This is a genomic window from Shewanella sp. HL-SH5 (assembly GCF_051163755.1).
Taxonomy (GTDB): domain Bacteria; phylum Pseudomonadota; class Gammaproteobacteria; order Enterobacterales; family Shewanellaceae; genus Shewanella; species Shewanella glacialimarina.
Map to the genome: position 1 here is coordinate 3,230,836 of NZ_CP195038.1, position 22,108 is coordinate 3,252,943.

At 41.9% G+C, this 22,108-nt stretch carries 14 protein-coding genes, 1 tRNA gene and 1 rRNA gene; 8 read left to right on the forward strand and 8 right to left on the reverse strand.

All coding sequences use genetic code 11. From position 1 onward, the window contains the following. Positions 1-254: 254 nt before the first annotated feature. Positions 255-1,799: ribosomal RNA gene (locus ACRWQM_RS14110) — 16S ribosomal RNA — on the reverse strand. 900 nt (positions 1,800-2,699) lie between these two features. On the opposite strand from ACRWQM_RS14110, the gene ACRWQM_RS14115 reads away from it, so the two are divergent. Beyond that, positions 2,700-3,134: a DUF4124 domain-containing protein gene (locus ACRWQM_RS14115; protein ID WP_434930395.1), complete on the forward strand. Its 435-nt coding sequence runs from the start codon at positions 2,700-2,702 to the stop codon at positions 3,132-3,134. A gap of 84 nt (positions 3,135-3,218) precedes the next feature. Here ACRWQM_RS14115 and clpB read toward each other — a convergent pair whose 3' ends face one another. The 3 genes from clpB to rluD form a co-directional block, all read right to left on the reverse strand. Beyond that, complete coding sequence (gene clpB / locus ACRWQM_RS14120; protein ID WP_434928405.1) at positions 3,219-5,792, reverse strand: ATP-dependent chaperone ClpB; 2,574 nt, start codon at positions 5,790-5,792, stop codon at positions 3,219-3,221. A gap of 156 nt (positions 5,793-5,948) precedes the next feature. After that, a complete protein-coding gene (gene pgeF / locus ACRWQM_RS14125; RefSeq protein WP_434930396.1) occupies positions 5,949-6,716 on the reverse strand; it encodes a peptidoglycan editing factor PgeF in 768 nt (255 codons plus the stop codon). 14 nt (positions 6,717-6,730) lie between these two features. Further along, positions 6,731-7,705 (reverse strand): 23S rRNA pseudouridine(1911/1915/1917) synthase RluD, encoded by a 975-nt coding sequence (rluD, locus tag ACRWQM_RS14130; protein ID WP_226410921.1) that lies wholly within the window; start codon positions 7,703-7,705, stop codon positions 6,731-6,733. Between the two features lie 124 nt (positions 7,706-7,829). Here rluD and ACRWQM_RS14135 point away from each other — a divergent pair, with 124 nt between their 5' ends. Both ACRWQM_RS14135 and ACRWQM_RS14140 read left to right on the forward strand, forming a co-directional pair. Then, positions 7,830-8,588 carry an outer membrane protein assembly factor BamD gene (locus ACRWQM_RS14135; RefSeq protein ID WP_434928403.1) on the forward strand — a complete coding sequence of 253 codons (759 nt, stop codon included), beginning with the start codon at positions 7,830-7,832 and terminating at the stop codon, positions 8,586-8,588. A 256-nt stretch (positions 8,589-8,844) separates the two neighbouring features. Next, positions 8,845-8,920: transfer RNA gene (locus tag ACRWQM_RS14140), tRNA-Phe, on the forward strand. A 148-nt stretch (positions 8,921-9,068) separates the two neighbouring features. On the opposite strand, the gene recJ is transcribed toward ACRWQM_RS14140, so the two are convergent. From recJ to brnQ, 4 genes are all read right to left on the reverse strand, one after another. Further along, positions 9,069-10,793 carry a single-stranded-DNA-specific exonuclease RecJ gene (gene recJ / locus ACRWQM_RS14145; RefSeq protein ID WP_434930397.1) on the reverse strand — a complete coding sequence of 575 codons (1,725 nt, stop codon included), beginning with the start codon at positions 10,791-10,793 and terminating at the stop codon, positions 9,069-9,071. 76 nt (positions 10,794-10,869) lie between these two features. Then, positions 10,870-11,592 carry a bifunctional protein-disulfide isomerase/oxidoreductase DsbC gene (gene dsbC / locus ACRWQM_RS14150; RefSeq protein WP_226410924.1) on the reverse strand — a complete coding sequence of 241 codons (723 nt, stop codon included), beginning with the start codon at positions 11,590-11,592 and terminating at the stop codon, positions 10,870-10,872. A 126-nt stretch (positions 11,593-11,718) separates the two neighbouring features. Beyond that, positions 11,719-12,624, reverse strand: coding sequence for a site-specific tyrosine recombinase XerD (xerD, locus tag ACRWQM_RS14155; RefSeq protein ID WP_434930398.1), 906 nt, complete (start codon positions 12,622-12,624; stop codon positions 11,719-11,721). A gap of 102 nt (positions 12,625-12,726) precedes the next feature. Beyond that, a complete protein-coding gene (gene brnQ, locus ACRWQM_RS14160; RefSeq protein WP_226410926.1) occupies positions 12,727-14,058 on the reverse strand; it encodes a branched-chain amino acid transport system II carrier protein in 1,332 nt (443 codons plus the stop codon). 545 nt (positions 14,059-14,603) lie between these two features. On the opposite strand from brnQ, the gene ACRWQM_RS14165 reads away from it, so the two are divergent. From ACRWQM_RS14165 to ACRWQM_RS14185, 5 genes are all read left to right on the forward strand, one after another. Beyond that, on the forward strand, positions 14,604-15,338 hold the full coding sequence (locus ACRWQM_RS14165) for a tRNA1(Val) (adenine(37)-N6)-methyltransferase (RefSeq protein ID WP_434930399.1): 735 nt from the start codon (positions 14,604-14,606) through the stop codon (positions 15,336-15,338). Positions 15,339-15,393: 55 nt separating this feature from the next. Beyond that, the gene (gene srmB / locus ACRWQM_RS14170) at positions 15,394-16,617 is read left to right on the forward strand and encodes an ATP-dependent RNA helicase SrmB (protein ID WP_226410928.1); all 1,224 of its coding nucleotides are present in this window, start codon (positions 15,394-15,396) and stop codon (positions 16,615-16,617) included. 341 nt (positions 16,618-16,958) lie between these two features. Beyond that, positions 16,959-18,161, forward strand: coding sequence for an efflux RND transporter periplasmic adaptor subunit (locus tag ACRWQM_RS14175; RefSeq protein WP_434930400.1), 1,203 nt, complete (start codon positions 16,959-16,961; stop codon positions 18,159-18,161). Then, positions 18,161-21,292: an efflux RND transporter permease subunit gene (locus tag ACRWQM_RS14180; protein ID WP_434930401.1), complete on the forward strand. Its 3,132-nt coding sequence runs from the start codon at positions 18,161-18,163 to the stop codon at positions 21,290-21,292. The genes ACRWQM_RS14175 and ACRWQM_RS14180 overlap by 1 nt, the downstream gene beginning before the upstream one ends. A 154-nt stretch (positions 21,293-21,446) precedes the next feature. Beyond that, complete coding sequence (locus ACRWQM_RS14185; protein WP_434932039.1) at positions 21,447-22,079, forward strand: TatD family nuclease-associated radical SAM protein; 633 nt, start codon at positions 21,447-21,449, stop codon at positions 22,077-22,079. Positions 22,080-22,108 lie beyond the last annotated feature (29 nt).

Sequence of the window (22,108 nt, forward strand, 5' to 3'; positions counted from 1 at the left end):
AACAGTGTTTTGAGAACTCAAGATACTGATGCTTTCGCATCAATATTATTTTCGCACTAACGTAATCACACAAACGACAACGAATCATCATCCATGCGCCTTTAGTTAGTACTATCAGCTTTCCAAATTGTTAAAGAACAACACTTAACCGGCAAGCGGTGTGTTTCACTCTACTTCCGAAGAAGTTAACAAGTAATCTGTGTGAACACTCACATGCATCTCTGCACTTTTAGGTATTGAGTTAGTCGTATAGGTAAGGAGGTGATCCAGCCCCAGGTTCCCCTAGGGCTACCTTGTTACGACTTCACCCCAGTCATGAACCACAAAGTGGTGAGCGTTCTCCCGAAGGTTAAACTACCCACTTCTTTTGCAGCCCACTCCCATGGTGTGACGGGCGGTGTGTACAAGGCCCGGGAACGTATTCACCGTGACATTCTGATTCACGATTACTAGCGATTCCGACTTCATGGAGTCGAGTTGCAGACTCCAATCCGGACTACGACGTACTTTGTGAGATTAGCTCCACCTCGCGGCTTTGCAACCCTCTGTATACGCCATTGTAGCACGTGTGTAGCCCTACTCGTAAGGGCCATGATGACTTGACGTCGTCCCCACCTTCCTCCGGTTTATCACCGGCAGTCTCCCTAAAGTTCCCGACATAACTCGCTGGCAAATAAGGATAGGGGTTGCGCTCGTTGCGGGACTTAACCCAACATTTCACAACACGAGCTGACGACAGCCATGCAGCACCTGTCTCAGAGTTCCCGAAGGCACTAAGCTATCTCTAGCGAATTCTCTGGATGTCAAGAGTAGGTAAGGTTCTTCGCGTTGCATCGAATTAAACCACATGCTCCACCGCTTGTGCGGGCCCCCGTCAATTCATTTGAGTTTTAACCTTGCGGCCGTACTCCCCAGGCGGTCTACTTAATGCGTTAGCTTGGGAGCCCAGTGACTAAGTCACCAAACTCCGAGTAGACATCGTTTACGGCGTGGACTACCAGGGTATCTAATCCTGTTTGCTCCCCACGCTTTCGTGCATGAGCGTCAGTCTTTGTCCAGGAGGCCGCCTTCGCCACCGGTATTCCTTCAGATATCTACGCATTTCACCGCTACACCTGAAATTCTACCTCCCTCTACAAGACTCTAGTTCCCCAGTTCCAAATGCAATTCCTAGGTTGAGCCCAGGGCTTTCACATCTGGCTTAAAAAACCGCCTGCGCACGCTTTACGCCCAGTAATTCCGATTAACGCTCGGACCCTCCGTATTACCGCGGCTGCTGGCACGGAGTTAGCCGGTCCTTCTTCTGTAGGTAACGTCACAGCAATAGTTTATTAAACTACTGCCTTTCCTCCCTACTGAAAGTGCTTTACAACCCGAAGGCCTTCTTCACACACGCGGCATGGCTGCATCAGGCTTTCGCCCATTGTGCAATATTCCCCACTGCTGCCTCCCGTAGGAGTCTGGGCCGTGTCTCAGTCCCAGTGTGGCTGATCATCCTCTCAGAACAGCTAGGGATCGTCGCCTTGGTGAGCCATTACCTCACCAACTAGCTAATCCCACCTAGGTTCATCCAATCGCGAAAGGCCCGAAGGTCCCCTCCTTTCCCCCGTAGGGCGTATGCGGTATTAGCAGTCGTTTCCAACTGTTATCCCCCTCGACTGGGCAGATCCCTAGGCATTACTCACCCGTCCGCCGCTCGCCGGCAAAGATAGTAAACTATCTTCCCGCTGCCGCTCGACTTGCATGTGTTAGGCCTGCCGCCAGCGTTCAATCTGAGCCATGATCAAACTCTTCAATTAAAGTTTTTTGAAACCCGAAGGTTTCGGCTCAATGAATTCTGATTGCTTTATCAACCGAAGTTAACAAAGTCTTTTTGTACATATTGCTATGAACATTCATCGTTGCATTGAGTTTAAATTTTTTGATTGCTCTTCCTAAGAAGAAGCAATTTCGAATAACTCAATACCTGTGAATGTCCACACAGATTTCTTGTTTAAGTTGTTAAAGAGCGTTGATGTTGATTTTTCAAACATCGCCGTTGGACGCTAGGTCGTTGGCTTGGGCTGCGTATTTTACAGACCCTGTTGTCAGCGTCAAGTGTTTTTTCAAACTTTCTTTTCGCTGTTGATTTGATGATGAAACCGAAATTTTTATCCTTTCAAATCAACCTAACTCGCTACTTTGCTTTCGCGCTGTGCCGTGTCAGTGGATGCGCATTATAGGGAGATTCTGAGGCAGTGCAAGGGCTTTTAATAAGTTTTTTATTAAAATAGCATTAATGGGGCATTTTTTGGACGAAACGCGCAAAAAAGGGACTATTACATCTTATTTTGCATCAATAAAGTTCGATAAAGCAATGTTAGCGGCAAGCGAATACGCCTCTAAAAATGAAAATACCTTCTTATATATGATTAAGAAGGTATAGTTTACTCTGAATAATGTGATTTTTTAGTTTGTACTAAGTGATTTTGTCATTAGTTGGTTTATTTGCAGTAGATACTTTAGTTACGGGTTATTAACCCAGCTGGAATAAAAGGATTAGCAGTGAGTAAATCCCCTTATCTTTTGCGTCTTAATCTAATGCACTCTTATACACTCATCATAAATAGTAAATATAAGTTGGTTTTTACTTTTAGATAACATATTTTTGTTCTATCAAAGATACTTTTATATTTCAGCTTTAACCTTTGGATGCTTACATGAAACAATTACTTTTATTAGTTACCTGCCTGCTTATGTTCTCATCAAGTATTGCCGCGACTATTTATACCTGGACAGATAGTAGTGGTGTTGTCCATTACAGTCAGCAACCACCAAAGGGAGTAGATGCCCAACGTATAACCACAGATGAACTTGAACCTCAGAAAATTGGCACTGCCACTCCAAAACGAAAAGCAGTTGAAGTAGAGCCTGAGTCTGATTTAGCTCAATCTGCAAAATTAATTAAAGAGAAAGACGCTAAGCAAGCCGAATCAATCTGTGAGAGTGCTAAACACAGCATGGATTTACTTGGCTCATATAATCGACTCACTAAAAAAGATCCTAAAACCGGTGAAGTTGTTGCTATGACAGAAGAAGATAAGCAAGCGGCTAGAACTGAGAATGAACAAAGAGTGAAGCTTTTTTGCAATTAACGACTCACAGCAGTGAAATTTAATCTAAATTTAAAAAAGGGAGCTAAATGCTCCCTTTCTTTATGTGCCTAGTAAAAGATGAAGTTACTGCACAAACACCAACTTCCCCTGCTCAACATTAGCTTGAATGACTTTACCCGGAATTAAATCCCCACGGAGTAGCTTTTGCGCTAAAGGGTTTTCCACTTCTTGCTGTAAAGCTCGCTTTAATGGCCTTGCACCATAAACTGGATCGAAACCGACTTCAGCAATTAACGATAGCGCTTCATCAGATACTTGCAGATCAAACTCTTTTTCAGCTAAACGTTTGCGTAGCAGTTCAAGCTGAATACTGGCAATGTGTTTAATATTGCTAGCATCAAGTGGATGAAACACTACCGATTCATCTACCCGATTTAAAAACTCAGGTCTGAAATTCTGTATCACTACATCCATTACGCTTTGTTTCATTTCCTCATAAGTCACACGACCGAAACTTTCTTGAATACGATCGGATCCTAGATTCGAGGTCATAATAATCACAGTATTTTTAAAATCAACTGTACGACCTTGCCCATCGGTTAAGCGACCGTCATCTAACACTTGCAGTAAAATGTTAAATACGTCTGGATGGGCTTTCTCAACTTCATCTAATAAAATGACCGAATAAGGTTTTCGACGCACAGCTTCAGTTAAGTAGCCACCTTCTTCATAGCCTACATATCCTGGAGGGGCACCGACTAAGCGAGAAACCGTGTGCTTTTCCATAAACTCTGACATATCTATGCGCACTAAAGCCGACTCGGTATCAAATAAAAACTTAGCTAACGATTTACACAACTCTGTTTTACCAACACCTGTCGGGCCTAGAAACAAGAATGAGCCTATGGGACGTTGGGGATCGGCAAGTCCCGCTCGGCTTCGACGAATAGCATTGGACACAGCATCAACGGCTTCATTCTGCCCAATCACTCGCTCATGCAGTGCATCTTCCATATGCAATAACTTCTCGCGCTCCCCTTCAAGCATTTTTGACACAGGAATACCGGTTGATTTTGATAACACTTCAGCAATTTCAACATCGGTGACTTTATTCCTAAGCAATGTCATGTCTTGCATCTCTGCTTGAGAGGCTAAATCTAATTGCTTCTCTAGCTCTGGAATACGACCATATTGTAACTCAGACATACGGGTTAAATCCCCAGCCCTTCGAGCAACATCCATATCCATTCTGGCCTGTTCTAAATCGGCTTTGATATGCTGAGTACCGGCCAATGCGGCTTTTTCGGTATGCCAAATCTCATTAAGCTCTGATGCTTTCAATTCAACATCTTTTAGTTCAACCTGCAAATGATCTAAGCGTTTTCGACTTGCATCATCGGTTTCTTTGGCTAACGCTTGCTCTTCTAGCTTTAACTGGATAGCTCGGCGCTCTAATCTATCTAAAGATTCGGGTTTAGAATCAATCTGCATCCGAATGCTTGAAGCAGCTTCATCAATTAAATCGATGGCTTTATCAGGTAATTTACGATCCGAAATATACCGATGAGACATAGTTGCAGCGGCAACAATGGCGGGATCGGTAATTTCAACATGGTGGTGAAGTTCATAGCGCTCTTTCAAACCACGTAAAATGGCAATTGTGTCTTCTACGCTAGGCTCGTCCACCAGCACTTTTTGAAAACGACGCTCAAGTGCGGCATCTTTCTCTATGTATTGACGATACTCATCTAAGGTTGTGGCACCCACACAATGTAAATCACCACGGGCTAATGCGGGCTTCAACATGTTGCCAGCATCCATTGCGCCTTCACCTTTACCCGCGCCGACCATAGTATGTAATTCATCTATAAACAGAATAACTTGGCCTTCTTCTTGGGATAATTCATTCAGAACTGCTTTTAAGCGCTCTTCAAATTCGCCTCGATATTTAGCCCCTGCAATCAGTGACCCCATATCTAAAGACAATACCCGTTTGTTTTTAATCCCTTCTGGGACTTCACCGTTAACAATTCGTTGAGCAAGCCCTTCAACGATGGCAGTTTTACCGACACCAGGCTCACCAATTAATACTGGGTTGTTTTTACTACGGCGCTGTAATACCTGAATCGTGCGGCGAATTTCATCGTCACGACCAATAACAGGGTCTAACTTGCCTTGTTCTGCCCGCTCGGTTAAGTCGACGGTGTACTTTTTCAACGCTTGGCGTTGATCTTCTGCATTAGGATCATCCACTTTTTGACCGCCGCGAATTTGCTGGATGGTATTTTCCATTAACTCTTTGGTGGCGCCAGCATCTTTAAGCGCTTTAGCTAACGCGTCATTACCTTCAAGTGCTGCAAGAATGAATAATTCAGATGAGATATATTTGTCTTTGCGTTTCTGAGCCAGCTTGTCACACAAATTAAGCAGGCGAATAAGGCCTTGCGACAACTGTACATCACCGCCTGTTCCATCAACTTGTGGTAAGCGCTCTAATTCTTGACTTAAGGTTGAACGTAATGCACTGACACGCATGCCCGCTTGAGTCAGTAATGGATGAATTGAGCCAGAATCTTGATTAAGTAGAGCCATCATTAAATGGATAGGTTCAATAAATTGATGATCCCGTCCTAATGCTAATGATTGCGCATCAGAAATAGCAATTTGAAACTTATTCGTCATACGGTCGAGTCTCATATAACCTCCTACATCTAATACAAAAAGTAGATATCCGCTGGGATATGCTGTTATCTAAAATATGGGGGCATAGTAGTGAGATTTCAAGCTAACAAAGTATGATGATGTGTAAAAAAGTGGATTATTTTTTATACAAAATAACAAAAAACGGTGAGATTAAGATTTTAGCCAAATCAATGAGGCCATACGGCCAGTGTCCTTATCTCGACGATAAGAAAAGTAGTCGTTGTTTAATACGGTACATTCATCAGCACTATAGACGGTTTCGATACCTAGCTGAAGTAAACGCACTTTTGCTAAACCAACCATATCAGCCAAATATTTATCAGTTGTATTCACTCTAGGGATGAAACAGTCTGCTATGGCATTTTCAAGTTCAACATCAGTAGTATCAATAGCTGCGATAGCCATAAATGCGCTGCGCACTTCTGCTCCTACTTCAAACTGACTGGGTCCAATACAGGGGCCTAGACAGGCAATTAACTCACATGCAGGTACTGAAAAATGCTTTACAGCCTGTTCAATAACCCCAGCACATAAACCGCGCCAGCCGGCATGCACAGCTGCAACCTGTCGACCTTGTTTATCACACAATAATACGGGTAAACAATCTGCCGTCATTACCGCACAAACTTGGCCATATTGGTCACTATAACTACCATCCGCTAAAGGAACACTCGTGCTATTAGCCACTTGAGATATACACACCACTTCAACACCATGCACTTGTTCTAACCACAAAGGTTCGCAAGGTAACGCAAGTGAAGATAAAAGTAGACGCCGATTAGCCAATACCGTTTGAGGATTATCTCCTACATGCAATCCTAAGTTTAAACTGTCATAGGGGGCACAACTACTCCCACCATGTCGGTCAGTAAACGCTATAGCTACATTTTCAGGCAAAGGCCAATTGGGTCTTAGCATTTATAAATACACAATTATAAATACACTATTGGGTTTAATTCGGTATCAATGCGCATTGCTTGAGTCAAAAGCAACATATCTTCAGGTATTGGCGCTTTCCAACTCATGATTTCACAGGTGATAGGGTGCGCAAGCTCTAAACGAATTGCATGTAATGCTTGGCGTTTAAAGTTTTTCAATATATCAAAAAACTCTGGGCTAGCGGCTTTAGGCGGACGAGGACGACCACCATAAACAGGATCGCCAACCAACACATGACCAATATAATCCATGTGAACTCGAATTTGATGAGTACGGCCTGATTCAAGACGTAAACGTAACCGAGTGTGGGCACGGAATTTTTCCGCAACACGATAATGCGTTACTGAAGGACGACCACCATTAACTACCGCCATTTGTACGCGTTTAGTAGGATGACGATCGATAGGCTCATCTACAGTGCCACCCGCTGTCATAGTACCAATTACAATGGCTTCGTATTCACGCACAATTTCACGGGCTTGTAGCGCGGCAACTAAATGCGTTTGCGCTTCAACTGTTTTAGCAACCACCATCAAGCCAGTCGTATCTTTATCGAGGCGATGAATAATACCTGCACGTGGTACATGCTCAATATCAGGACAATGATGCAATAATGCATTCATCAAAGTACCATCGGCATTACCAGCACCTGGGTGCACGACAAGACCAGCAGGTTTATTGACCACTATGATGTGATCATCTTCATAAACAATGTTTAAAGCGATGTTCTGCGCTTGAGCGCGAACTTCTTCTTCAAGCTTGGCGTTGATTTCGATCAGTTGTGATTCAAAAATCTTTTCCCGCGGCTTGTCGACTATGATACCGTCTACGGTAACTGCACCGGATAAAATCCATTCTTTGATGCGTGTGCGCGAGTAATCAGGAAAAATAATCGCCAATGCTTGGTCAATTCTTTGTCCTGTTTGTGTTGCTGTTATCTCGCTTTTTAGATTAATCTCTTGTGTCATAGGAACCGTAACCCTTTTCTGGGGTCCAAAGTGAATGTAGTATCTGTTACAATCGGATGTTTTCTATTTTACCGTGAAATGGAAAAATTCTTAACCACAACTTATAAAAGAATTAAATTAAAGTATGTATAAATTAGCCAAAGGCGCCGCCCTAGTATTACTTTCAGTCGCTATTACCGCTTGTAGTAGCAGTCCCGAAGATGACGAGTTTGCCAATAAAGCCTCTCCTGACGTACTTTATTCTCAAGCTAGAACCTCAATGGAATTAGGAAACTATTCTAAAGCAGTTCGAACGCTAGAAGCTTTAGACTCGCGTTATCCTTTTGGCCCACATAAAACTCAAGTTCAATTAGATCTGATCTTTGCTTATTACAAAATGGATGATGTTGCTTCAGGTGTCGCCAATATCGACCGTTTTTTACGCCTGAATCCGACTCATCCTAATATTGATTACGTGTATTATATGCGTGGTTTAACAAATATGCAGGCAGATAGTTATTTATTTCACGATATGATGAATATTGACCGTACTGATCGTGATCCTCAAAACGCTCAAGATGCCTTTAAAGACTTCGATCGCTTGATAAAAAGTTACCCTGAAAGCAAGTATGCAGCTGACGCTCAAAAGCGTATGCAATACTTGAAAAACCGTTTAGCGCGCTATTCTATCAACGTTGCAAGATATTACATAAAAATGAATGCTTGGAGTGCTGCTGCAGTTCGCGCTCAAACCGTGTTAGAAAAATTCCCTGGTACACCAGAGGCTGAGTCTGCGCTTGAAATTATGGCTACCGCCTATGACGAACTTGGTCAAGATAAGTTAAAACAAAACACGTTAACTGTGATGAAAGCCAATTTTCCTAATAACGAATTAGTTAATTAATTATTACTCAATTAAGTCAAATCATTTAAAACGGCCTCTTTATGAGGCTGTTTTTTTAACCATGTTGATAAGTTGATAAATAAATACGCCATAAAGATATCAGTAAAATGACTCATGATTAATGAATATTTTTACAGCACTGACCGCTGATTGATTAGTCTAAACGCTGCTTAATTCAGCATTGAAGTTGAAAAATAACTTTTTTTATAAAAAACGGTTGACTCAAACACTAGAAAACCTTAAATTGCACCCCGTCGCCCGAATAGCTCAGTCGGTAGAGCAGAGGATTGAAAATCCTCGTGTCCCTGGTTCGATTCCGGGTTCGGGCACCATATTTAAATTGGTGGCATCAAGCGACTAATAAAGTGATTAACAAAAAAGCCTCGCAATGCGAGGCTTTTTTTGTATGTGAAATTTATAACTTACTGAATCAAATTGCTTTGATTGGCTATTGCCAGCAAAGCATATGATCTAAAATACTTACATAGGTTCAATATACTCAACCATAAGCTGAACCGTTTGATTACCTCTAAACTCATTCACATCTAACTTATAAACTACTCGAGCCTGTTTAATCGTCGCGTCGGGCCAGGTTTGCATATCAACATTAAACGCAATGCCATCTAACATTAATTGACCGCACTCTGTTTCAAGTAATAACTTAAGATGTTTTTCACCCACAATACGTTGCTGCACAACATTGAAGCAACCATCAAATAGCGGCTCTTCAAATGATTGGCCCCAAGGGCCAGCATTACGCAGCATAAAGGCAGTATCTAAGGTCATGTTAGCGGCAGCTAATTCGCCATCTGACATTAACTCTCCAGTTAGCTGCTCATAATCTAAAATATCTCTAACGACATCATCAAAAGCTTGTTTAAATGTCTCTAGCGCGTCAGCTCTTAAAGATAAGCCTGCTGCCATTGCATGGCCACCAAACTTGATAATAATACCTGGATGTAATGAATTAATCCGCTCTAGTAAGTCCCGCATGTGCAGGCCTTTTATTGAGCGAGCAGAGCCTTTAATTTCACCGTTACCCGCCTGCGCAAAAGCGACCACTGGCCTGTGGTATCTATCTTTTATACGTGAAGCTAAAATGCCGATAACGCCTTGATGCCAGTCTGGTTGAAACAAAGCTAACCCCCAAGGCAGCGTCGCTTCATCCAGTGCTATAACTTGTAAGCTTTTCAAGGCTTCTTGCTGCATACCGGCTTCAATATCACGTCTATCTTGATTCAAGCCATCTAGCTCAGCCGCCATTCTCCGGGCAAGCATGATATCGTCACATAATAAGGTTTCGACACCTAACGCCATTTCATCAAGGCGACCGGCAGCATTTAGCCTTGGGCCAACCGCAAAACCAAAATCGGCAGCAACAATTTTACTTGGATCACGCTTAGCAACTTCTAGCAATGCAGTAATACCTGGGCGGCAACGCCCTGCGCGTACACGTTGTAAGCCGGCTTGAACTAAAATACGATTGTTGGGGTCTAGCGACACCACATCAGCGACAGTGCCTAGTGCGACTATATCAAGTAGTTCAGCTAAATTAGGTTCTATAATACCTTGCACCGCATACCAGTTGCGACTGCGAAGCTCTGCACGAATTGCTGTCATTAAATAAAAAGCGACCCCAACTCCTGCAATGGATTTACTGGCGAATTGGCAATCAGGTTGATTCGGATTAACAATGGCATCAGCTTCGGGTAAGATTTTGCCCGCAAGATGATGATCGGTCACGACCACTTGCATGCCGTAAGCTTTGGCAGCTTTTACGCCGTCTATAGACGAGATACCATTATCAACCGTGATAAGTAGTTGCGCCTTTTTACTGTGGGCAACAGCGACAATTTCAGGACTCAAACCATAACCGTAGTCAAAACGATTAGGGATTAAATAATCCACTTGAGTCGCGCCCATCATTCTCAAAGCGAGTAAGCAAACACAAGTAGACGTGGCGCCATCGGCATCAAAGTCACCCACGATTAATATTTGCTGCTGAGCATGCATCGCATCGGCTACTAATTTAGCGGCAACATCTAACCCTTTCATGGTATTAGGACGCAGTAATTTAGCTAACACTAGCTCACAATCATCTTGCCCCACACCGCGTCGAGCATATAACTGTCTCAATAAGGGAGGTAAAGTAGCGGGAAGATGTGAATCATCAACTTGAAGACGACGAGTGATTTTATGAGACAAAACAAACCCTAATGCAGTGATATGTGAAAAAGGCGATAAATAAAAAGGTGAGCTATTGCTCACCTTAGTCAGTTGACTATCGAGATTCTAAGGTTTTCAATAAGTCATTTGGAGGCTGATAACCTGGCACCATACTACCGTCTGCAAGTATCATCGCTGGCGTACCGTTAACGCCAAATGAACGTCCAAGATCAAATTGTTTGCTAATATCAATATCACACGATGCCGCTTTAATATTCTTACCTTCTTTAGCATCTGTCATTGCTTGCAATGGATCTTTAGCACACCATACAGCTTGCATTTCATCGGCGTTAGCTGAAGGGATCCCTGCGCGAGGATAAGCTAAGTAACGGATCGTAATGCCTAAGTCATTATATTCACTCATTTGATTATGCAGTTTACGGCAATAGCCGCAGTCTACATCAGTGAATACCGTGACCACATGCTTTTCATTTTTAGCTTTATAAACCAACATGTCTTTCTCAAGTGGTTTAAGCATATCTATGCGAGGCCCGGCTAAAGCAGCCTCAGTTAAGTTGTTCATGCGGTTATTTAGGTCATACATATTGCCATGGATCAATTTAGATCCATCTTCAGTAATATAGAGCACACCACGATCGGTTAACGCTTGCACAATACCCTTTATCGGCGATGCTTGAAGACTCATCACCTCAACACCTAACATGTCTGATATTTTTTGTTTTAACTCACTATTTTCAGTATCAGTTGTGGCTGCTGCATAGCTCATTACAGGAACAACTAAACTGGCGACAAGAATTAAGGCTTTAGATAACTTCATAATTATTCCTAATTTACACGGGATTAAATGACTAGACCCGACTTTGATTGCAAAACTTACAGATTTAGTACGATTAACGCAACTATGCTAAAAGCTTTTTAATGTAACGAAAGGCTACCCAATAGGTTAACCTCGCGGATGATGCTGTTGATGAAGCTGCTGCAGACGGGCTTTAGCAACATGAGTGTAAATTTGAGTCGTGGATAAATCACTGTGGCCTAAGAGTAATTGTACAACTCGTAAATCAGCGCCGTGATTCAGTAAATGAGTCGCAAAGGCATGGCGTAAAGTATGTGGTGATAAGTGTACCCTTATCCCTGCTCGTGCACTGTATAACTTAATGCGATGCCAGAAAGTTTGTCGAGTCATCATCTGCGCACGCCTCGACGGAAATAACACATCAGATTGCTTCATATGTAAAAGTGTTGGCCTAGCAGTTTTTAAATATAATTCGACTTCACTAATAGCTAATTCACCTAGCGGAACTAAACGTTCTTTACCGCCCTTACCCATCACCCTAACGACTCCTTGGCGCAAACTTATTTGCTCCATGGTTAAACTCACTAATTCGGTCACCCTCAGCCCTGTTGCATATAATAATTCAAGCATCGCTTTGTCACGGCATTCGATTGGATCATCTATATCGGGCTCGGATAGTAAAGCATCTACTTGTGCTTCAGATAATGCATCAGGCAATTTGCGTGGCAGTTTAGGTGACTCAATTAACGCTGTAGGATCGACATCAATCAACTTATTCACAATTAAATAACCGTAAAAGCGTCGTAAGCTACTCATCAATCTTGCGGTACTGGTTTTAGCATATTGTTGCTCAAATCGATATGCGAGATACGCTTTTAATAGCAATGAATCGGCATGAACAAGGCAAGACTTTTGACTTAATACAAAACGTTCGAAATGCGCTACATCAGTTCGATACGATGCTAACGTATTATCGCTTAAGCCTTTTGTTGACCATATATGGTCAATGAATTGTTCGATTAGGGGGTGCGGAGAGTATTGATTTGATTTCACTTAAGACTCTATTTAACACGCTAGATATGCTGGCTATAGGTTAGCATATCTAGCGGTCAAATATTAGCAATCCTTACTGATAAGCAATTAGCTAATAAGCATTTATGCCGCAGAGGTTGTTTGATCACTTTTAGGTAAAAACAAACATACCGCAGAAACGATGGCGGTTGGCAGTACCCAAGCCATGCCTTCTGCATGTAACGGTAAGAAATTAAACATCGACATATCAAAGCCACCGGTTTTTAATCCATCTAATACGCCAAAAGCTAGCGCAACGCTTAGAATTAATCGTTGTGACAATTCAGGACGAGCAAATTGTGGCGTAATAAAAGTCACTAATACCAATGCAATGGCCACTGGATAAATCGTCATCAATACAGGAATACTAATTATAATTAATTGTGATAAACCCACGTTAGCAACAGTGGCACACACCACACTGAAAATAATCACAAAACGTTGGTATGACACTGACGGTAGAAGCTCATTGAAAAACTCAGAACACGCAGTTACCAGACCGATCGCGGTAGTCAAACACGCCAAACCAACGACAGTAGACAGCATAACAATACCTAACATGCCGAAATTATGGTCAACATAGTTAGTTAAAATGACACCACCGTTTGATGCTCCCTTAGCTAAATCACCTGCTGAAGCACCTAGAAAGAATAGTGATATATACACAAATGCCAATCCAGATGCGGCAATAATGGCGGCGCGGATCAGATACTTGGTTTGATCTGCAACATTATTAACGCCTTTTTTACGCAGTAAATCGATAATAAGCATACCAAACATCAGTGATGCCAAGGTATCCATAGTGTTATAACCTTCAATAATCCCCTTTGATAAAGGACTTGCCAGATATTCCGCTGAAGGAGAGCCTACCGTTGAGCCTGAGATAAACATCACGCTCATTGCTAAAGCAACCAGCAATGTCAGTAAAATAGGCGTAAGTACTTTGCCGACGTTATCCAAAAGTTTGCCAGGATAAAGTGACATAAACATCACAATCGTGAAAAACACTAAGGTAAATATCAGCTGGGCTATATTGATTGCTTGACCCGCTATCATCACCACCGCATCAGGGTCTGCTATAAACGGACGAGCGCCTATTTCAAAGGCGACCAAACTGGTTCGAGGCGCCGCAAATGCAGGCCCTATAATAATATAAATAGCAATGGCCAGAGCTGTAGCAGCAAATGGTGGCAAATAGGCCATAATTTTACCATTGGATTTAGCTACAGCAATCAATCCAATCAGTGGCATTCCCACCGCGGTTAATAAAAAGCCAACCATAGCCAGTGACATGTTCTCACCCGCTAAAAAGCCCGCAAAAGGCGGGAATATAAGATTACCTGCACCCAAGAAGAATGCGAAAGCCATAAACCCTAGGCCAAAGGTATCGATGATCGATAATTTAGTTGTTTGCACGTTAACATCTCTTTTTGTTGTATTTGTTCTTTAACCAACTTAAGTGATCAAATTCATTTTAGCTACTGCTAATAATGAACACGTCACAGATCGTAATAGTATATTTACACCCTAAGCTATCTAAATACATTAAATTTAGTGCGAAAAATAATCATTATTGATCTGTTTATATAACCCTTAGTTAGTGTTTGAATGAATCAAGCCATTACAAGCGGTTTTACCTTGAAAGAGCAGCCTGAACTAATAGCAAAGATGCTAATAATACGCAATAGAGACTGAGTATATTCAGTTATTTAGATTTCAAGCCTGAAACAATTACCAAAAGCCCTAAACATAACTAGCACAGCCTTTAATAAGCGATAACATAAATTAACAAACCGATAATTAAGACCTTATATTTATATTATGGCAGCTACTACATTGACTGAGGGTTAAACACCAGTAGAAGTAATACTGCATGTTTAAAATAAGCCATCATCAATCAATTAACACGCTGGTGTAATTTGTTATAATCAAACTTTAATTCGCTCGCACTGTAGCCCTTAATGCCATTCACATTTAAACAATTTCATATCGATGATAGCCATTGCGGCATGAGTGTAAGCACTGACGGGGTGCTGTTAGGTGCTTGGGCGGGCTTAACTAACGCAACACGTATTATTGATATTGGCGCAGGAAGTGGCTTATTGAGCTTAATGGCTGCACAAAGAACATCGACAAAAACTCACATTACTGCAATAGAGTTAGATACATCTGCAGCTCAAGATTGCTTCAATAATATCGCCCAAAGCCAATGGGCTAAAAAAATTGAATTGATACAATCCAGCATTCAAGATTTTTGCTTACATCAGCAAAATATAGCCGCAAGCAGTCGCCAATACTTTGATCATATTATTTGCAACCCTCCCTACTTTACCAATGGCCCGCAAACTCAGGATCGTGCCCGCGCAACGGCAAGACACACTAATCAACTGGATTTTACAGACTTAGGACAATCCATTTACGCTTTATTAGCCAAAGATGGCGTGGCCAGTATCATTATTCCGGTTCAGAGTGAAGCGATGTTCAAACCAGCATTATCTGGCACTGGCTTAGAAATAACTCAACGTATTGAAGTCAGCAGCGTTACAGGAAAACCACCTAATCGGCTATTGCTGGCGATTAAACATCCTGCTTCCGAACAACAATATGTTACCGGCTCGATCGATATACGTGATAAACAAGGTCAGTATTCGGTAGCAATGACAGATTTATGCAAGGATTTTTACTTAAAACTTTAGCCTGTGTGATTCGTCAGCTATAATAGACGGCTACTTTTAAGCGAGACCCACGTGCATGTTATTTGAAGATTTCGATTTAGACCCAAGGTTATTAGATTCACTGAAAGCCATGGGCCACAAAAGCCCCACGACAGTTCAACAACAAGCTATTCCTATGGCGATGGAGCAACGGGATATTCTTGCGCGTGCGCCAACAGGGACAGGTAAAACAGCAAGTTTCTTATTGCCAGCCTTACAGCACCTGATCGATTTCCCTCGTCGTTTCGAAGGACAAGCCCGCATCATGGTGTTAACTCCTACCCGTGAGCTAGCCAGTCAAATTCATCGTTATGCATGTCATCTCGCAACTGACTTAGATTTAGATATTGCCATTATTACTGGTGGCGTTCCTTATGGGCCGCAAGAAGAAGCCCTTGCAGGTAATATCGATATATTAATCGCCACACCAGGCCGATTGATGGAATACCTAGATAAAAGAAAATTCGATGCTACTGAAGTCGATATTCTAGTGATTGATGAAGCCGACCGCATGTTAGACATGGGATTCTCTTCAGTGGTGCAAGCCATTGCGATTGAAGCACAAGGTCGTAAACAAAACATGTTGTTCTCTGCCACTTTAGAAGGCAGCGGGGTTGAGCGTTTCGCACGTGATCTATTGAAAGATCCTGTCACCATAGATGTAGAAGCACCTCGCAGCGAAAAAGCTAAAATTCATCAGTGGGCGCATTTAGCCGACGATAAAGATCATAAATTTGCCCTACTGTGTAACATCTTAAGACAAGAGCAAGTTAAGCGAACAATCGTATTTGTTAAAACCCGTGAAGCGGTGGCTAGCCTTGAAGGATTATTATTAAAGGCCAATATACCTTGTGCGTTTATGCGTGGCGACATGGAACAAAAGAAACGTTTTCAAGCCCTAGGACGTTTTACAAAAGGAGAAGTCAATGTGCTATTGGCTACCGATGTGGCAGCCCGTGGTATTGACGTTGATGATATTACTCATGTAATTAACTTTGACATGCCACGTTCAGCTGACACTTATGTGCACCGTATTGGTCGCACAGGGCGCGCTGGCGCTAAAGGTACTGCTATTTCATTAATGGAAGCACATGATGTACGAATTGTCGGTAAAATTGAGCGCTACATTGAGCAAACGTTAAAACGCCGTGTCATTGAAGAGCTTCGTCCTAAACATAAAGAAGCTAAAGTGCCGGGTAAGAAAAAAGCTAATGCCAAGGACCCTAAAAAATTCTCTAAGAAGTCAAAAAAGAAAAAATAATTAATATTGGTAGGTAATCTGCTTACTGTAATATTTAAATATAAATAAAAACGAACCTAAACAGGTTCGTTTTTTTATTGCCTGTATTATATTTAGGTTGATATTTGAAAAATTCATCGTCCGCACATGCTAATTTATTTATCAAATCGCCCTAAGATGTTAACAACCGCAACATCCTGCTACAGCTAATTTACATAAACCAGTTTAGCTGAATCATAAAATCTGCTAATTTAGACAGATTACTGATAAGAATAAAAAAATGTACAAATATTGCCTAAAAACACCGCACATTGTACAAAATACATTCATCAGCATCATTTCAGCATGGATACGCAAAAAGAATGAAAACTATTTTAAGAAGACTGACCCCCCTTTTTATCTTGATCGTGGCAATTGGCTTTGCACAGCTACTAATGCAAACCCAGGAAGCTCCTGAACAAAAAGACGAAGCAGAAATTCTCACTATTATTGATGTGATGACAGTAAAGCAACAAACGGTTTCATTAAACCTACCTTCCTATGGTGTGGTTAATCCCAAATATAAAACTCAGCTCGTAACAGAAGTACAAGGGCGACTACAAAATATATCTGCCGAGTTTGTTGCGGGCGGCATAGTTAAAAAAGGCGATCAATTAGCGTTAATTGAACCTTCTGATTATGAAGCTGACTTGATGCAAGCAGAAGCCAATGTGGCACAGGCTACTGCAATGCTAAACGAAGAAATGGCCCGTGGCCAAGTGGCTAAAATAGAATTTAAAGATTTCGATAACGGCGTTGCCCCAGAATTAGGCTTACGTATTCCGCAGCTTAAAAAAGAACAAGCAAATGTAAAGTCGTCCAAAGCTGCACTGGCCCGTGCGCAACGTAATCTTGAACGTACCATTATTCGCGCACCGTTTGACGGCATTATTAAAGCACGTCATGTTGACCTAGGCCAATACGTCACGTTAGGCACTAATTTAGGCGAGCTATACGATACCAGTACCGCAGAGATTCGTTTACCGCTGACCAATAATGACTTGGCTTACTTAGAGTCAATTGACAACCCAGACACCGAAGTCACTTTAAGCGCTTCTCTAGCGGGTCAAAACATGACCTGGAATGGCAATATTATCCGCAGCGAAAATGTCATCGATGAACAAAATCGTATGGTTTATCTCGTTGCTGAAGTGATTGACCCTTATCTTATAAAGTCAAAAAATAATAAACAGTTACCATTGAAATACGGCAGCTTTGTCACCGCAGTCATTAAAGGCCGCAGCGTAAGCGGTATTGTGCAGCTTCCACGTCATGTATTACGTAATGACCAAGTCGCCATTGTCAGTGATGATAATATCATTGAGATGCGCAGTGTTAACCTAGTCAGAACCGACATTGACAGTGTCTATATTAAAGACAGCTTTACCGATGGAGAGCGCATCTCAATGACCAATGTCGCCAACCTATCTAATGGTCAAAAAGTAAAAATATTAGGTGAGGACGATAAGTTAACCCCCACAGATGATGTATCTGATGATGAGCTAACCCCTGCAGGAGAGCTGTGATGCAGAGCCATTCAGGAATCATATCTTGGTTTGCTCGCAATAACGTTGCAGCAAACTTACTCATGCTAGTACTGATTATCGGTGGATTATTCAGTGCCGTAATAATTAATAAAGAAATTTTCCCCAGCTTTTCACTTAATCTTATCAATATCACTGTGGCCTACCCAGGTGCTGCCCCGCAAGAAATTGAAGAAGGGATCAACATCAAAATTGAGGAAGCCATTCAAGATATTTCTGGGATTAAAAAAACCACCTCTGTGGCTAGCGATAGTATAGGGTCTGTCACCATTGAAGTTGAGGATGGTTTCGATGTTCAGCAAGTGCTTGATGAAGCAAAATTGCGCATTGATGCTATAGCTACCTTTCCTGATAACATTGAAAAGCCAAATATTTTTCAAATAAAGCCTGAAAACAATGTGATTTGGGTGTCGGTTTATGGCGATATGTCAACCCATGACATGAAGGAGATGGCTAAATCAATTCGTGAAGACCTCACCGATTTACCCGGCGTAACACGGGCTAAGCTAACTGGTGTAAGAGATTACGAAATTGGCATTGAAGTGTCTGAAGATAAGCTACGCGAATATGGTTTAAGTTTTAGCCAAGTGGCGCAGGCGGTCCAAAATGCCTCTATTGATCTACCCGGCGGCTCTATTCGTGCTCAAGATGGTGACATATTATTGCGCACCAAAGGCCAAGCCTATACTGGCGAAGACTTTGCTAAAATTGTGGTATTAACCCGCACCGACGGCAGCCGTATTATGCTGCCTCAAGTGGCGAATATTAAAGATGGCTTTGAAGAAAGATTAGAATACACCCGTTTTAATGGCAAGCCAGCGGCAATTATTGAAGTCACCAGTATTGATGATCAAGACGCGTTAGCGATATCTACACAGGTAAAAGCCTACATAGCCGAGCGTCAAAGCACCCTGCCCGCTAATATACAAGTAGATACTTGGGGGGACTTAACTCACTATCTTCAAGGCCGCTTAAACATGATGTTATCTAACATGTTTTACGGTGCACTGTTGGTATTTATTATTCTTGCCCTGTTTCTTGACCTTAAATTAGCTTTTTGGGTGATGATGGGGTTACCAGTGTGCTTTTTAGGGGCAATGTTGTTAATGCCAGCGGTTGGCATGTCGATTAACATGTTGACCTTATTTGCTTTTATCTTGGTACTGGGGATTGTCGTCGATGATGCCATTGTGATAGGTGAAAGTGCCTACAGTGAAGTTGAAGAAAACGGTCATTCTTTACACAACGTGATAACAGGTGTGCACAAAGTTGCTATGCCTGCCACCTTTGGGGTACTGACCACCATTGCCGCTTTCACGCCAATGATTTTGGTATCAGGTCCGATGGGGATTATTTGGAAGTCTATCGGCATGATTGTTATTTTGTGTTTAGCCTTCTCACTCATTGAATCAAAATTCATCTTGCCAGCACATTTGGCACACATGAAAGTCAAAAAGAAAACCGCACCGACTAATGTATTTTCGCGTTTTAAAGTTGGCTTAAATGACAAACTACAATTCTTTATTCACCATAAATACCGACACTTTTTAGAAGCCTGCATTAGGCAACGCTATAATGTTGTTGCAGTCTTTGTTGGGGTATTAATTCTCTCTATCGCTTTGGTTGCTAGCGGGAAAGTGCGTTGGGTATTTTTTCCTGATATTCCATCTGACTTTATTCAAGTTCAACTAGAAATGGATGAAGGTAGCTCTGAACTCAATACCTTAGCCACGGTCCAGCAGGTAGAAGATGCTTTATATCGAATGAATGATGTTATGGAGCAGGAATATGGCACAGGTGTAGTTAAACACAGTTTTGTGTCATTAAGCTCACGTACTTCAGCGTTTATTTTTACTGAGTTAACTAAAGGTGAAGACCGGGACGTTGATGGCGTATCTATTGCCGAAGAGTGGCGCAAACAGTTACCTGAATTACTGTCCGTTAAAAAACTCAATATTAATGCCAGCACTAATGAGACAGGCGGAGATTTATCCTTTAGATTAACCTCAACCGATTTAGATCAACTGGCCCTAGCCTCTAAAGAAATTAAAGATAAGCTGGCAACCTATGAAGGTGTATATGATATTTCAGACAACTTTTCGTCGGGCAGCCAGGAAATTCGTCTTAATATTCTGCCAGAAGCACAGGCACAGGGGTTAACTCTGTCTGACTTAGCGCGCCAAGTGCGTTACGGCTTTTATGGTTACGAAGCACAACGTATTTTGCGTAATAAAGAAGAAGTTAAAGTGATGATCCGCTACCCACTGGAGCAGCGACGCACCGTGGGGCATCTTGAAAATATGATGATCCGCACCAGTAACGGCCAAACGGTGCCATTTTCAAGTGTAGCCGCAATAGAGTTAGGCGACTCTTATGCATCTATTACTCGTGTAGATGGTCGCCGTGCAATTACCATTAGCGCTAATGCAAATACCAACAAAGTAGAGCCTAGTAAAGTTGTTGATGAGGTACAGTCTGAATTTATTCCCTACTTATCAGCAAAATACCCCCATGTATCGGCCTCATTAGATGGCAGCAGTCTGGATGAGCAAAATGCCATGTTAGGCTTAATACAGGGCTTTTTCTTCGCCATGTTCACTATTTATGCCTTAATGGCTATTCCACTTAAATCATATACTCAACCTTTAATCATCATGTCAGTCATCCCCTTTGGGATGATTGGCGCGTTAGTCGGCCATTACATGCTGGGATTATCAATGAGTGTATTGAGTTTATGTGGCATCGTGGCGTTGGCTGGTGTGGTAGTCAATGATTCGTTAATCCTAGTGGATTTTGTGAATAAATCCCGCGAAGAAGGCAAGTCGATTATGCAATCAGCAATCGACTCAGGCTGTTATCGATTCAGAGCAATTATTCTTACCTCGTTAACCACCTTTGTTGGCCTTGTTCCAATTATCATGGAAAAAAGCTTACAAGCTAAAATTGTTATCCCTATGGCAACCTCATTAGCTTTTGGTATTTTGTTTTCCACCGTGGTGACGCTAATTTTAGTGCCCGTTCTGTATATTATTTTGGATGACATTAAACGTGGGCTAAAACGCTTTTATTTATGGTGGTGGCGACCTAAAACTACAGATGCGGATTATTATTAATCTGTAGCCAGTATCGATTATGAATCGTTATAGTTTTCAAACAAAAACAGCGCTTATTTAGCGCTGTTTTTGTTTGCCAGATCTGAGATCTGTCCAGCATTCATTTATTAATGCATGGGTTAACATAAAGCAACATTCACAACTTCAGCATGCAATGTCGCAAACTCAACCTACAGACCATACGACGACTCACAACACCTTGGTTTATGATATTCGCCAAAGTCGCTATATCAATTTAACCAGTCGTTGCACCTTACGTTGCAAATTTTGCCCGAAACATAATGGTAGCAAGCAAGTTGCTCAATATGATTTAACCTTAAGCAAAACCGTCACTGCTGACGATATATTGCCATTATTGGGACAGGTAGATAAGTTTGAAGAGTATGTGTTCTGCGGATATGGAGAACCGACACTGAATTTAGACGCCCTGCTGACAATAGCGAAAGAATTGCAAAGTCGTGGCGCCCAAGTCAGGCTTAATACCGACGGATTAGGTAACCTATTTCATCGTCGCAATATTTTACCTGAACTGGCCACGTGTATTGATGCGATGTCGATATCACTCAATGCAGACACAGAGCAGGCCTATGTTGAACATTGCCAACCCAAATTAACACACGCTTATAGTGCTGTGCGTGAGTTCATCACCTTAGCCCCACAATATATCCAATCAGTATCGGTCAGCGCAATAAATGGGCTAGCTGGTGTTGATATTGATAAGTGCCGAACAATTGCGTTTGATGCTAATTGTCACTTTACCGAACGCCAACTTGATATCGTGGGTTAGCATGATTTAATTAACTAATTCATGCTAAT

What these genes read in the sequence shown, in the direction of transcription:
- clpB (WP_434928405.1), bottom strand. Translation starts at nt 5,792, where the DNA reads ATGAGACTCGACCGTATGACGAATAAGTTTCAAATTGCTATTTCTGAT.
- ACRWQM_RS14180 (WP_434930401.1), top strand. Translation starts at nt 18,161, where the DNA reads ATGCAGAGCCATTCAGGAATCATATCTTGGTTTGCTCGCAATAACGTT.
- srmB (WP_226410928.1), top strand. Translation starts at nt 15,394, where the DNA reads ATGTTATTTGAAGATTTCGATTTAGACCCAAGGTTATTAGATTCACTG.
- ACRWQM_RS14165 (WP_434930399.1), top strand. Translation starts at nt 14,604, where the DNA reads ATGCCATTCACATTTAAACAATTTCATATCGATGATAGCCATTGCGGC.
- rluD (WP_226410921.1), bottom strand. Translation starts at nt 7,705, where the DNA reads ATGACACAAGAGATTAATCTAAAAAGCGAGATAACAGCAACACAAACA.
- pgeF (WP_434930396.1), bottom strand. Translation starts at nt 6,716, where the DNA reads ATGCTAAGACCCAATTGGCCTTTGCCTGAAAATGTAGCTATAGCGTTT.
- ACRWQM_RS14135 (WP_434928403.1), top strand. Translation starts at nt 7,830, where the DNA reads ATGTATAAATTAGCCAAAGGCGCCGCCCTAGTATTACTTTCAGTCGCT.
- ACRWQM_RS14185 (WP_434932039.1), top strand. Translation starts at nt 21,447, where the DNA reads ATGTCGCAAACTCAACCTACAGACCATACGACGACTCACAACACCTTG.
- ACRWQM_RS14115 (WP_434930395.1), top strand. Translation starts at nt 2,700, where the DNA reads ATGAAACAATTACTTTTATTAGTTACCTGCCTGCTTATGTTCTCATCA.
- dsbC (WP_226410924.1), bottom strand. Translation starts at nt 11,592, where the DNA reads ATGAAGTTATCTAAAGCCTTAATTCTTGTCGCCAGTTTAGTTGTTCCT.
- ACRWQM_RS14175 (WP_434930400.1), top strand. Translation starts at nt 16,959, where the DNA reads ATGAAAACTATTTTAAGAAGACTGACCCCCCTTTTTATCTTGATCGTG.